This window comes from Kitasatospora sp. NPDC023385 (assembly GCF_055664045.1).
In genome coordinates this window covers 85481-97805 of record NZ_JBVOOL010000013.1, presented here as the reverse complement: position 1 = coordinate 97805, position 12325 = coordinate 85481, and the positions used below count along the sequence as shown (strand labels likewise).

Sequence of the window (12325 nt, the reverse complement as noted above, 5' to 3'; positions counted from 1 at the left end):
TTTCCCATGTCCGTCAAGAACTCCGCGCTGGCCACGGCCTGTTGCGCCCTGCTGCTCGCCGCGCCGCTCGCCCTCGCCCAGTCGGCCGCGGCCGCCGACAACAGCCACAACGGCCCCAAGACCCCGCAGGAGGCCGCTGCCTGCAAGTCCGTCACCGGCACCCTGCTCGGTGGCTTCGGCTCCATGCTCGGCAATGCCGTATGCGTCGTGCAGCCCGCCGACCAGGACTGAGTTTCCGGAAGCCCGGCGCCGGCGGCGGGCCCGAGGGCCGCCGCCGGCAAAGGGGGGTGAGGTGTTAGCCCGAGGGGGTCTGGTCCAGCCGGGAGACCTGGTAGTGGGCGATGGCCCAGTCCTGGTCCGTCCGCCGGAGCAGGACGCAGAGGTACACGGTGAGGGTGGGCCGGTCGGTGAAGGAGAAGTCGACGCTCAGGTAGCCCAGGACGAGGCCGTCGGTCGGCCGTCTGGTCTCCAGGACGCGGTAGTCGGCGGTCATGCCGAGGGGCTGCGCGTCGTAGTAGGCGGCGACGCCGGGGCGTCCGACGCTGTAGGGGTGCAGGCCCTGGAAGATCGCGTCCTCGGTGAAGTGGGCGGCGGCCCGGTCGGGGTGGTGCTGGTCGACGGCGGCCTTCCAGCCGTCGAGGACGCCCCGCAGGATCGTCTCGTCGTCCGCGGTGGTGTGGTGCATGGCGGTGCTCCCGGGGGGTGGGGCTCGGGGGATCGGGCTCGGGTGGCTCGGCGGCCGGCGCTCGTGCGGGCCGTCCACGGGGAGGATCCCGCCGCTGCGGGGCGGCGCGCCCCCGGTCGGCGGACGGCGACGGGGGGTCGCCCCGGAATTCGCCCGACCGGCCCACGGGCGCGGGCCGGTCGTGGCGGCGGGAGGGTGCCGGGCCGACCATGAGGGGGCGAGCGGCGGGGGCGAAGGCGTGGGGGCGAGATGGGAGCAGAACCGTGATCGAGTTCCTGGTCGAGATCACCACCGCCATTCCCGAGGGCACCCCCGCGGAGGAGGTCGAGCGGCGGCGCGCCGCCGAGGCCGTCCGGGCCCGGGACCTGGCCGCGACCGGCCACCTGGCGCGGCTGTGGCGCCCGGTCGGCGAGCGGCGCAGCATCGGTGTCTGGCGGGCGGCCGACGAGGCGGAGCTGCGGGAGGCGGTGCTCGGCAGCCTTCCGATGTGGCCGTGGATGACCGCCGTGGTGACCCCGCTCGAACCGCACCCGAACGATCCCGGCTCTTCCTGACGGTCAGTCAAGTCCCCTGTGCGCAAAGGCGGATGAGGGTCAGGCGATCCGGGTCGGCAGGTCTTCGACGGTGTGGCCCGTGGTGGCGAGGACGGTGGCCAGGTCGGCCGTGGTGAGGGACCGGGGGGTGTGCAGGAAGAGCTCCTCGGTCGTGGGGTGGATGGAGAGCAGGGTGATCCGGTGGTCGGCGAGGGCCGCCGGGGTGTGGGCGAGCGCCGTGGTGCGTACCCGCCAGAGGGTGGTCGGGGGCGGCGCGTGGGGTGACCACCAGGCGTGGAACAGCGCGGTGGCGAGCAGGGCGAGCGCGGAGGTGACCAGGACGACCGGGCCGTCCGGGCCGTCGACGACGAGCTTGGCGATGAGGTCGGCGGCCGTGACGGACAGGAAGACGGCGGCGAGTTCGACGGTGTCGCGGCGCCAGCGGTGGGTGCGTCGGGCGCCGGGGACACGGTGGAGGGAAGGCTTCGAGTGCTCCATGCCACCACCGTGCCCGACCGGTGTTTCCCGGTCGCGTATCCGCCGTGACCAGGCGGTTACGGTCCGCGCGGGGCTGTCGCGCGGCTGTTACGGGAGCAGGTCGCGGGCCGCGTCCTTGACTTCGGCGAGGAGGAGGCGCAGGTCGTCCTCCGTCGTCGTGGCGTTGAGGAGGCAGGCGCGGAGCATCTCGTGCTCGCCGAGGCGGGCCCCGGTGACGAAGACGCGGCCGCGTCGCTGGACGGCGGCGGGCAGGTCGCGGTTGAGGGCGTCGCGGCCGGCCGGGTCCAGTCCGGGGGCGCGGTGGCGGAACGCGACGATGGAGGTCTGCACTTCCGCGAGGAGTTCCAACTCCTCGTCGGCCCGGACGAGTTCGCCCAGGAGGCTAGCCAGGTCGGTGCAGCGGGCGATGTCCTGGGCGAGGCCGGTGCGGCCCTTGTGGGCGATGGTGGCCCAGACCTTGAGGGCCCGGAACGGGCGGGTCTGCTCGGTGCCGTACTCGGAGAACCAGCCGAGCGCGCCCGCCGCCTCGTCGCGCAGGTAGGACGGGACGAGGCTGAAGGTGCCGCGCAGCTCCTCGGTGTCGCGCACCAGGGCGCAGCCGCAGTCGACCGGGACGCCGAGCCACTTGTGCGGGTCGAGGGCGAGCGAGTCGGCGCGCTCCAGACCGGCGTAGCGGTGGGCGATGGCCGGGTCGAGCCGGCCGAAGGCGCCGTACGCGCCGTCCACGTGCAGCCAGAGGCGCTGCTCCTCGCACAGGTCGGCGATCGGGCCGAACTCGTCCACGGCGCCGGTGCCGACGGTGCCGGCGGAGGCGACGACCAGGAAGGGCAGCAGGCCGGCCGCGCGGTCGCGTTCGACGGCGGCGCGCAGGTCGGCGGTGTCCAGGCGGCCGTCGGGGCCGGTGGCGACGGTGCGCAGGTGCCTGCTGCCGAGGCCGAGGAGTTCGGCGGCCTTGCGGACGCAGGAGTGCGTCTCGCCGGTGACGTAGCCGACCAGCGGGGGCAGGCCCGCGAGGCCGTCCTCGCGGATGTCCCGGCCGGCCTGGCGGGCGGCGCGGTCGCGGGCGGCGGCGAGGCAGACGATGGTCGCCATCGAGGTGCCGGAGGTGAGCAGGCCGCCGCCGGCCGGGTGCGGGAAGCCGACGAGTTCGGCGATCCAGCGGACGACGGCGCGTTCCAGGTGGACGTCGGCGTGGTCGCCGCCGGCCGAGCTGGGGTTCATCGCGGAGGCGGCGAGGGTGGCGAGCACCCCGGCGGGGGCGGGGGCGGAGTTGACCCACCCGAAGAAGCGCGGGTTGCCGTTGCCCATGGGGTGGGGGAGGACGTCCTGCCCGATGGCGGCCAGCAGTTCGGTGAGCGGGCGGCCGGCGGCGGGCAGCGGGGCGTCGAGCAGGGCCCGGCGGGCGTCGTCGTCCATCGGCTGCCAGACCGGGCGGTCGGGCAGCTCGGCGAGGTAGTCGGAGACCAGTTCGGCGGCGGCGTGGGCGGCGGCGCGGAAGTCCTCGGCGGGGAAGTCCTCGGCGGGGGAGTCCTCGCCGTGGGGGCCCCGGGTGCGCGGGGTCTCGGCGTGGGTGTCCTCGGCGCGGGTGTCCTCGGTGGTCATGGCGGGCGTGCTCCAGGTGGCCGGGGAAGGCGCGGCGTCCTCGGCGCACCCGGTGGTGCGGTGATCCTACGGAAAGGGCCCGCGCCGTGCGGCGCGGGCCTCGTGGTGGGATCGGAGGCGATCAGTCCAGGGAGCCGGACAGGCCGCCCGCCGAGCGGCAGTAGCCCTGCATCTCCTTGTTGGTGATCTTGGAGCAGAGCCGGCCGGCCGCGCCGCCGTCGGTGTAGTTGACCGTGTAGTAGCTGACCAGGCCCTCGGCGCACGCCTTGCGCTGCCAGCCGTCGGCGGCGGTGGCGCACTGCTGGGCGGCCCAGTCCTCGCGGTCGAGGTTGTACTTCATGGTCCGCGAGCCGACGCCCCGGCTGCAGTCCACCGCCCCGCCGCTCCCCTTGCCGTTGAGGCACCACTTCAGGGCGTCGGCGTAGACCTCGGGGTGGTTCGGGTAGTCGTGCGAGGAGAGGTAGAAGGTCGGGGCGTAGAAGAAGCAGGCGGACTGGAACAGCGACGGCTGGTCCTTGCAGGGGTAGAGCGGGTCCTGGGCGAGCTTGTCGGCGGGCAGGTTGGCCTTGGCCTGCTCGTCCTCCTCGTCCGGGCCGAAGAGCTGCATGAACAGGCCCTCGGAGCAGCGGATCCGGTTCTGGTCGCTGGTGAACTTGTTGCACAGGTCGCGCGCCTTGGCGACGTCCTGCTTGGCGACGAACATCGTGCCGTGGCCGACGCCGTGGATGCAGGGGCCGCTGTTCTTGGGCGCGCAGAGCTTGAGCAGGTCCACCTCGGGCTGGGTGGAGGCGTTGAGCATCTCCTCGACGGCGCCGTGCAGGTAGCCGGCCGCGCAGGTCTCGTGCGGGAAGGAGATGACCTTCTGGAAGTCCGCGTTGAAGCGCTTGACCGCCGCGTGGCCGAGCTCGTGCGCGATCGGGTGGCAGAAGCGCACGGTGTACGGCTTCTCCTTGGTGATCCGGTCGAGGTCGGCGAGGGCGACGCCGGGATCGGTGGCCTCCATCTCGGCCATCATCTTGTTGCGCAGGGTCGAGCGGGTCCACACCGCCGGGTCGCCGGTCGGGGTGGCGCTCGCGGCGCCGCCGGCGGCGGCCGGCCGGGCTCCGGCGGCGGGGGCTCCGGCGGCGGCCGGGGACACGGTGGCCGCCGCGGGCGACCAGTCGGTGACGGCCACCGATCCGAGGCCCAGGACACCCAGGAGCACGGCGGTGAGAATCGCGAAGACTCGCGGCTGCATGACGGGATCCCCCGGCGGATCGAGGTGAACGGTTCGCTCCCATCCTGACGGCACGGGGGCGGGAAACCATGATTTCGCCCGCCATTCGGGAGATGTCGGCGACGCTACCGCACGCTGCGACGTGCGGGCGCGGCGGGATGGTTCCCGATGATCACCCGGACGGGCCCGGGTGGACCCGGATGGATCCGGCGGCCCGCGTGCACGGGCCTCCGCGCAGTCCGGTGCCGGGTCAGATTTCCAGCGTGACCTGGTACTCCGTCAGCCAGGCGTCGAGGTCGAGCGCGAGGTCCACGCCCAACCGGACGGACTGCGGGTCGGTGTCCGGGGCGAGCGCGTCGGCGAGGCGCCGCCCGTCGAGCAGGCCGAGTGCCGGGGACGTCCGGGCGGCGGCGAGCCGGGCGAGGCCGGCGCGCAGCTTCGCCGGGTAGTGCGGATCGGTGGTCACCGGGTACGGGCTCTTCGGCCGGTCGGCGATCGTCGCGGGCAGTACGTCCCGGACGGCGGCGCGCAGCAGGCTCTTCTCCCGTCCGTCGAAGCTCTTCATCGCCCACGGGGTGTTGAAGACGTACTGGACCAGCCGGTGGTCGCAGAACGGCACCCGTACCTCCAGTCCGTTGGCCATGCTCATCCGGTCCTTGCGGTCGAGCAGGATGCAGACGAAGCGGGTCAGGTTGAGGTACGAGATCTCGCGCATCCGCCGTTCCAGCGGGTCGGCCGCCGCGAGGTGCGGGACCTCGGCGATCGCCTCGCGGTAGCGGCTCCTGCGGTAGTCGTCCAGGTCGAGCTTGCGGAGCAGGTCGGCGTCGAGCAGCTGTTCGCGCGGGCCGCAGCCCGCGCCGGCGATGCGGGTGAGGCCGGCCGCCCAGGGGAAGTCGTCGGTGGCGATGCTCGCCGGGTCGTGGAACCAGCGGTAGCCGCCGAAGAGCTCGTCGGCGGACTCACCGGAGAGGGCGACGGTGGAGTGGCGGCGCACGCCCCGGAAGAGCAGCAGCAGCGAGACGTCCATGTCGCCGACGCCGTTCGGCAGGTCGCGGGCGCGCAGCACGAGGGAGCGCCGGGAGGGGTCGGTGAGCTCGGCGCCGTCCAGTTCGACCACGCTGTGGTCGGCGCCGACGTGCCGGGCGAGCAGGCTCGCGTACGGGCCGTCGGGGGTCTGCCGGACGGCGTCGGCGTGGAAGCCCTCGCCCTGGCCGGCGAAGCCGACGGAGAAGGAGCGGACCGGGCCGGCCCCGGCGGTGCGCAGCAGCCGGGCGGCGAGCGCGGTGACGGCGCTGGAGTCCAGGCCGCCGGAGAGCAGGGAGCAGAGCGGGACGTCCGCGTCGAGCTGGCGGTGCACGATGTCGTCCAGCAGGGCCCGGACGGTGGCGACGGTGGCCTGCAGGCCGTCGGTGTGCTCGCGCGCCTCCAGGGCCCAGTACCGGCGCACCGAGACGCCCTCGCGGCGCACCCGCACGACGTGCCCGGGCCGGACCTCGCGGATGCCCCGGTAGGGCGTCAGGCCGGGGGTGCGGCTGTAGCCGAGCAGTTCGCGCAGTCCGTCCAGGTCGACCACCGGGCGGACGGCGGGGTGGGCGAGCAGGGCCTTGACCTCCGAGCCGAAGACGATGCCGTCGGGGGTGGGGTGGTAGTGCAGGGGTTTGACGCCCATCCGGTCGCGGACCAGCAGCAGTTCCTCGTGCCGGGCGTCCCAGACGGCGAAGGCGAACATGCCGTTCAGCCGCTCGGCCAAGCCCTCGCCCCACTCCAGGTAGGCGCGCAGCACGACCTCGGTGTCGCTCCGGGTGCGGAAGCGGTGCCCGGCGGCCTCCAGTTCCGCGCGCAGCTCGCGGTGGTTGTAGACCTCGCCGCTGTACGTGAGCGCGGCCAGCAGCCGGCCGTCGTGCTCGACCGTCATCGGCTGGGTGCCGCCCTTGATGTCGATCACCGCGAGGCGGCGGTGGCCGAGGGCGGCGTGCGGCTGGAGCAGGACGCCGCCGGCGTCCGGGCCACGGCGGCGCTGGGTGGCGGTCATCGCGTCGAGGACGTCCCGTTCGGCGGTGAGGTCCCGTTCGAAGGCGACCCATCCGGTGATCCCGCACATCAGCAAGCCTCCGGTCTTCCGCTTCGTGTTCAGAGGATCACGCTACGTGTGGTGTCCGCGTCGCTACAAGGGTTCGGGCAAAGACGAACGTGCGGGCGGATGCGGGCGGATGCGGAGGGATCAGAGGGGTCGCGGGATGCGGATTCGGCGGGAAGCTGAGCTGAAAGTCGTAAAGTCTGCCCGATTTCGGGCAGGAACTTTGATCTCGACGGCCCGACCCACCTAGGCTGCTCACTCGTGCCGAGCTCACCCCACCCCCACGAAGACCTCCTCGCCCACCTCGCCCGGACCAGCCCGCTCGGGCCCCGGGAGGCGGCGCGGCTCGTGGCGGAGGTGCTGGCGTACTTCTCCGAGAACACCGAGGAGTACGTGCGCCGCCGCCACACCGAGCTGCAGGCACGCGGTCTGACCAACGAACGGATCTTCGCCCGGCTCGCCGAGGAGCTCCCGCAGCGCCGCGTCGCGGCGCCGGAGCTCTCGGCCCGCCAGCTGCGGCGGATCGTCTACGGCTGAGCGCTGTCGCCCACGCCGCCACCCGCCACTGCCCGCCACTACCAACGAGGAGCCCGCGCATGTGCGGAATCGTGGCCTACATCGGCCCCAAGGACGCGACCCCCTTCCTGCTGGAGGGGCTGGCCCGGCTGGAGTACCGCGGCTACGACTCGGCCGGCGTCGCCGTCACCGGCCGCGGCGGCGGCATCAAGCTCCGCAAGGTGAAGGGCCGGGTCGCCGACCTGGCCGCCGCCGTACCGGCCCGGTTCAAGGGCACCACCGGCATCGGCCACACCCGCTGGGCCACCCACGGCGTCCCCAGCGACGCCAACGCCCACCCCCACCTGGACAACGCCGACCGGATCGCCGTCGTCCACAACGGCATCATCGAGAACGCCGACGAGCTGCGCGCCAAGCTCACCGCCGACGGCGCCGTCTTCCGCTCGGAGACCGACACCGAAGTGCTCGCGCACCTGATCGCCGCGCACGTCACCGAAGGCGTCGAGCTGGAGGACGCCGTCCGGGCCGCGCTCGGCAAGGTCGTCGGCACGTACGGCATCGCGGTGCTCGACGCCGAGCAGCCGGACCGGATCGTGGTCGCCCGCAACGGCAGCCCGATCGTGCTGGGCATCGGCGAGAAGGAGATGTTCGCCGCCTCGGACGTCTCCGCCCTGGTCCGCTACACCCGCCAGGTCGTCCACCTGGAGGACGGCGAGCTGGCCACCGTCCGGGCCGACGGCTTCCGCACCTTCACCGCCGACGCCCGCACCACGCACCGTCAGCCGTCCACCGTGGACTGGGAGGTCGACTCCTACGACACCGGCGACTACGAGCACTTCCTGCTCAAGGAGATCCACGAGCAGCCCGGCTCGGTCGAGCGCACCCTGAGCGGCCGGCTCGACGAGCGCTTCGCCACCGCCCACCTCGGCGGCCTCAACCTGGACGCACGCGAGCTCCGCGAGATCCGCCGGGTCAAGATCCTCGGCTGCGGATCCGCCTACTACGCGGGCGAGATGGGCGCGCAGCTGATCGAGGAGCTGTCCCGGATCCCCGCGCACAGCGAGCCCGCCTCCGAGTTCCGCTACCGCAACCCGGTGATCGAGGCGGACACCCTGTACGTCGCGGTCAGCCAGTCCGGCGAGACCTACGACACGCTGGCCGCCGTCCAGGAGATCAAGCGCAAGGGCGGCCGGGTGCTCGGCGTCGTCAACACCGTGGGCAGCGCCATCGCCCGCGAGTGCGACGGTGGCATCTACCTGCACGCCGGGCCGGAGGTCTCGGTCGCCTCCACCAAGGCCTTCACCTCCACCGTGGTCGCCTTCGCGCTGCTCGCCCTGCACTTCGGCCGCATCCACGACCTGTCGCCCGCCGACGGGCGCCGGATCGTCTCCGCCCTGCAGGCGCTGCCCGACCAGATCCGCGAAGTACTGGACCAGAGCGAGGCGATCGCCGCGATCGCCGCCGAGTACGCCGAGTCGACGGGCATGATGTTCATCGGTCGGGTGCGCGGCTACCCCGTCGCCCGGGAGGGCGCGCAGAAGCTCAAGGAGATCTCCTACATCCACGCCGAGGCCTACCCGGCGAGCGAGCTCAAGCACGGCCCGCTGGCCCTGATCAGCCCCGAACTGCCCACCGTGGCGCTCGTCCCCGACGACGAGCTGCTGGACAAGAACCTCACCTCCCTCGACCAGATCAAGGCCCGCCACGGCCGCGTCCTCGCCGTCGCGCACCGCCGCCCCGAGGAACACCTCGCGGACCACTGCATCCTGGTGCCCAAGAGCGAGCCCGAGTTGGACCCGCTGCTGCTCAACATCCCGCTGCAGCTGCTGGCCTACCACGCGGCCGTCGCCCTGAAGCGGGACGTGGACAAGCCGCGCAACCTGGCGAAGAGCGTGACGGTGGAGTAGCCGTCGGGGAGGGACACCGGGCCCCGGTCGCCGTACGGGCGGCTGGGGCCCGGTTGCCGTGGGGACGGCTGGGCTCTGGCCGTCAGAAGTCAGAAGACGGAGCAGCCGGAGAGCGTGGTCAGGGTGTCCAGGGCGGTGACCGCCGCGACGGAGTTGCCGGCCTGGTCCAGGCGCGGGCCCCAGGCGCAGACGGCGGCGCGGCCGGGGAGTATGGCGAGGATGCCGCCGCCGACGCCGCTCTTGCCCGGCAGGCCGACCCGGAAGGCGAACTCGCCCGCGGCGTCGTAGGTGCCGCAGGTGAGCATGACGGCGTTGAGGCGCTTGGCCTCGCTGCGGGACACCAGGTGGGTGCCGTCCGCGCGCACGCCGTAGCGGGCGAGGAAGGAACCGGCCAGGACCAGGTCGCGGCAGCCCGCCGTGAGTGCGCAGTGCGCGTAGTAGTGCTCCAGGACGGTCTCGACCGGATTCTCCAGATTGCCGTGACTGGCGATGAAGTGCGCCAGCGCGGCGTTGCGGTGGCCGTGCTCGGCCTCGGAGGCGGCGACCACCGGGTCGGTGTCGAGGCCGGGGTTGCCGGACTCGCGGCGCAGGAACTCCCGGACCGCGCCGGAGGCGTCGCCGGTCATCGTCTGCAGGCGGTCGGTGACCACCAGGGCGCCCGCGTTGATGAACGGATTGCGCGGGATGCCGTGCTCGGTCTCCAACTGCACGAGCGAGTTGAACGGGTTGCCGGACGGCTCCCGGCCGACGCCCCGCCAGAGCGCGTCGCCGCCGTACGCGACCGCCAGCGCCAGGGAGAACAGCTTGGACACGCTCTGGATGGAGAACGGCTGCTCCCAGTCCCCGACGCCGTACAGCTCACCGTCGACGGTGGCGACGGCCATGCCGAAGGCCTCCGGGTCGGCGGTGGCGAGCGCCGGGATGTAGTCCGCGACCTTCCCCCGGCCCCGGGTCGCCCGGGCGGCCGCTTCCGCGGCCGCCAGCAGCGCCGGCCAGTCCAGGCTCTCCCCGCCGGGCACACCGTTCAACGTTCTTCCTCCACCGGCACCGCGTACGGACATGATCGGGACCGGGCGCGCGGTGCGGGCGGCGTCCGGTCCGACCAGGATTATCCGCGTTTCGGGAGGACGGCCCGCTACCGGGTGGGGGACCGGGGCCCCCGCCGGCGGATCACGGCGCGTTGGAGGGGGCCTGGACGGCCGGGCCGGTGAGCAGCGTGCCGGCGTCCGAGTACGGCCAGCCGTTGGGGACACAGCCGTGCAGGCCCTTGATCTGCTGCATCATCACCGGTGCCGGGGCGCCCGGACCGGGGCAGTCGACGTGGCCGTTGCCGAGGATGTGGCCGACCTCGTGGTTGACCGCCAGCGCGTGGTAGAGCTCGGGCCGGCCCTGGTAGAACTCGGACAGCTCGGTCCAGCGCTTGAGGTTGATGACGACCTGGTGGGTGACACCGCAGTTCACCCAGCCGCCGGTGTCCAGCCCGTACTGCCCGCAGATCCGGTCCGTGGAGCGCGGGGTGGCCAGGTAGACGGTGAAGTCGACCGGGTCGGCGGGCATCCGCTGGAAGGAGGCCGTGCCGTCGGCGGCCCAGCCGTGCCGGACGTCGCCCAGGATCGCGTCCACCTCGGCGGCGAACTGCCCGGGGCTCTCCGCGATCCCGTTCTCCACCCGCACCTTGTAGCGGTACAGGTGCTCGCCGGTGCCGAACCTGGCGGAGCCGCCGGGCGCCGTGGTGAAGGCGAGCGGGGCCGTACCGTCGCCCTGCTCGCTCCACGGCTGCCACCACAGCAGACCGGCCGTCACGGCCGCGACCACCGCGAGCGCGAGGACGCCGTGCAGGCGCCTGCGGGGACGGAGCCGGGTGAGCGCCTTCAACGGGCGCTCGCGGCGGCGCGCCGGGCGGAGCCGCCGAGGCGGGAGGACTCGGCGGACGGGGCGGGCTCGCCGTGCCAGGAGGATTCGGCGGACGGGGCGGCGAGGGACGGGAGGCAGGCGGTGGCGTCCGGTCGGGCGGGTGGGGTGGCCAGGATGGACATGGCGGTACGGCTCCAGTACGGGGTCGGCGGTCGGGGCGGCCTTCGGTGGCCGACGGGTGACCGGCCGGGGTGACCGGGGGACCGGTGACACCGGCTGAGCCGGAGCCGCCCGGGCCCGGCCGGGGCCGGCCATGCGACGGGTGTGCACCTGGAGGGACGGGAGGGGGCGGGGCCGCGGTTCGATCAAGTGGCGGACGTCACGTTCGCCGCCCCCTGTCGGCTGCGGGACGCGCCCGGTTCCCGGAACCGCTCGATGGTGTCACCCGCGCGGCGTGTCCCTGGGCCCGGCCGCCGGAATCCGGTGTCGTAGGTCGGGCCGAGCCGCGGGGCGATCCGCGGTCGGCCCACCGCACCGGAACACTTCTGGAGGCACCGCCATGTCCACCACCGCCGTATCCACCGTGCTCACCGTCGACGGGATGAGCTGCGGCCACTGCGAGCGGACGGTCAGCGCCGCGCTCGCCGCCCTGCCGGGCGTCACCGACGTCGGCGCCGACGCGCCGAGCGGGCGGGTCACGGTCGCCTCCGCACAGCCGTTGGAGGAGGCCGCCGTCCGCGGCGCGGTCGACGGCGCCGGGTTCACGCTGGTCGGGCGGGCCTGAGGGCGGCCCTTGGGCAGCTGCCGCCCCGTCCACCGGACGCACGACGGCCCCCCTGACCCCGCCGCCGACGGGCTCAGCCCATGCTCTTCGCGCCGTCCAGGGACTCGCGGATGATGTCCGCGTGGCCGGCGTGCTGGGCGGTCTCGGCGACGACGTGCAGCAGCACCCGGCGCGCCGACCACTCCGAGTCCTGCTCGAACCAGGGGGCCTTCGGCAGCGGCTGGGTGGCGTCCAGGTCGGGGAGGGAGACCACCAGCGCGTCCGTCCGGCGCGCCACCTCGTCGTACGCGGCCAGGACGCCGGCCAGAGTCTCCCCGGGGAGCATCCGGAACTCGTCCGTGCGGCTGGCGATGTCGGCCTCGGTCCAGTTGGTGAAGTCGGGCATCGCGGACGGGCCGGCCACGATGAACTCCGCCCAGATCCGCTCGACCGAGGTCACGTGCTTGATCAGGCCGCCCAGGCACAGCGCGCTCGCGGTGGTCCGCAGGCCGGCCTGCTCGTCGGTGAGGTCGCGGGTGGTGAAGCGCAGGAAGTGCCGCTGCTTGCCCAGCGCGACGAGGAGGTCGGCGCGCTCGCCGGTGGCGGGGGTGGGCGTGGTGGTGGCGGCGGTCGTGGTGCTGGCGGTGGTCGTGGGGGTCGTGGTCATGGTTCTG

General features: G+C 73.6%; 14 protein-coding genes. 5 read left to right on the top strand and 9 right to left on the bottom strand.

Annotation, left to right across the window (positions count from 1 at the left end; all coding sequences use genetic code 11):
• The first annotated feature begins 6 nt into the window (after nt 1-6).
• Nucleotides 7-231 (top strand): hypothetical protein, encoded by a 225-nt coding sequence (locus tag AC0B61_RS21300; RefSeq protein WP_471742279.1) that lies wholly within the window; start codon nt 7-9, stop codon nt 229-231.
• Nucleotides 232-295: 64 nt separating this feature from the next.
• Here AC0B61_RS21300 and AC0B61_RS21295 read toward each other — a convergent pair whose 3' ends face one another.
• Entirely contained in the window at nt 296-685 is a 390-nt protein-coding gene (locus tag AC0B61_RS21295) for a YybH family protein (protein WP_471742278.1), read from the bottom strand.
• Between the two features lie 263 nt (nt 686-948).
• Here AC0B61_RS21295 and AC0B61_RS21290 point away from each other — a divergent pair, with 263 nt between their 5' ends.
• Entirely contained in the window at nt 949-1239 is a 291-nt protein-coding gene (locus AC0B61_RS21290) for a muconolactone Delta-isomerase family protein (protein ID WP_471742277.1), read from the top strand.
• 39 nt (nt 1240-1278) lie between these two features.
• Here AC0B61_RS21290 and AC0B61_RS21285 read toward each other — a convergent pair whose 3' ends face one another.
• The 4 genes from AC0B61_RS21285 to asnB form a co-directional block, all read right to left on the bottom strand.
• Complete coding sequence (locus tag AC0B61_RS21285; RefSeq protein ID WP_471742276.1) at nt 1279-1716, bottom strand: hypothetical protein; 438 nt, start codon at nt 1714-1716, stop codon at nt 1279-1281.
• A gap of 87 nt (nt 1717-1803) precedes the next feature.
• Entirely contained in the window at nt 1804-3318 is a 1515-nt protein-coding gene (locus AC0B61_RS21280) for a pyridoxal phosphate-dependent decarboxylase family protein (protein ID WP_471742275.1), read from the bottom strand.
• A gap of 121 nt (nt 3319-3439) precedes the next feature.
• Nucleotides 3440-4555 carry a hypothetical protein gene (locus AC0B61_RS21275; protein WP_471742274.1) on the bottom strand — a complete coding sequence of 372 codons (1116 nt, stop codon included), beginning with the start codon at nt 4553-4555 and terminating at the stop codon, nt 3440-3442.
• Between the two features lie 229 nt (nt 4556-4784).
• The gene (asnB, locus tag AC0B61_RS21270) at nt 4785-6635 is read right to left on the bottom strand and encodes an asparagine synthase (glutamine-hydrolyzing) (RefSeq protein WP_471742273.1); all 1851 of its coding nucleotides are present in this window, start codon (nt 6633-6635) and stop codon (nt 4785-4787) included.
• A 237-nt stretch (nt 6636-6872) separates the two neighbouring features.
• On the opposite strand from asnB, the gene AC0B61_RS21265 reads away from it, so the two are divergent.
• Complete coding sequence (locus AC0B61_RS21265; RefSeq protein ID WP_471742272.1) at nt 6873-7148, top strand: hypothetical protein; 276 nt, start codon at nt 6873-6875, stop codon at nt 7146-7148.
• A gap of 59 nt (nt 7149-7207) precedes the next feature.
• Entirely contained in the window at nt 7208-9034 is a 1827-nt protein-coding gene (glmS, locus tag AC0B61_RS21260; RefSeq protein ID WP_030239675.1) for a glutamine--fructose-6-phosphate transaminase (isomerizing), read from the top strand.
• Between the two features lie 89 nt (nt 9035-9123).
• On the opposite strand, the gene AC0B61_RS21255 is transcribed toward glmS, so the two are convergent.
• The 3 genes from AC0B61_RS21255 to AC0B61_RS21245 form a co-directional block, all read right to left on the bottom strand.
• Nucleotides 9124-10035, bottom strand: coding sequence for a glutaminase (locus AC0B61_RS21255; protein ID WP_471742408.1), 912 nt, complete (start codon nt 10033-10035; stop codon nt 9124-9126).
• 169 nt (nt 10036-10204) lie between these two features.
• Complete coding sequence (locus AC0B61_RS21250) at nt 10205-10909, bottom strand: DUF3152 domain-containing protein (RefSeq protein ID WP_471742271.1); 705 nt, start codon at nt 10907-10909, stop codon at nt 10205-10207.
• A complete protein-coding gene (locus AC0B61_RS21245) occupies nt 10906-11070 on the bottom strand; it encodes a hypothetical protein (protein ID WP_471742270.1) in 165 nt (54 codons plus the stop codon). Before AC0B61_RS21245 ends, AC0B61_RS21250 begins: the two co-directional genes overlap by 4 nt.
• Before the next feature lie 377 nt (nt 11071-11447).
• On the opposite strand from AC0B61_RS21245, the gene AC0B61_RS21240 reads away from it, so the two are divergent.
• Nucleotides 11448-11672, top strand: coding sequence for a heavy-metal-associated domain-containing protein (locus tag AC0B61_RS21240; RefSeq protein WP_471742269.1), 225 nt, complete (start codon nt 11448-11450; stop codon nt 11670-11672).
• Nucleotides 11673-11745: 73 nt separating this feature from the next.
• Here AC0B61_RS21240 and AC0B61_RS21235 read toward each other — a convergent pair whose 3' ends face one another.
• Nucleotides 11746-12318 (bottom strand): DinB family protein, encoded by a 573-nt coding sequence (locus AC0B61_RS21235; RefSeq protein WP_471742268.1) that lies wholly within the window; start codon nt 12316-12318, stop codon nt 11746-11748.
• Nucleotides 12319-12325: the final 7 nt, after the last annotated feature.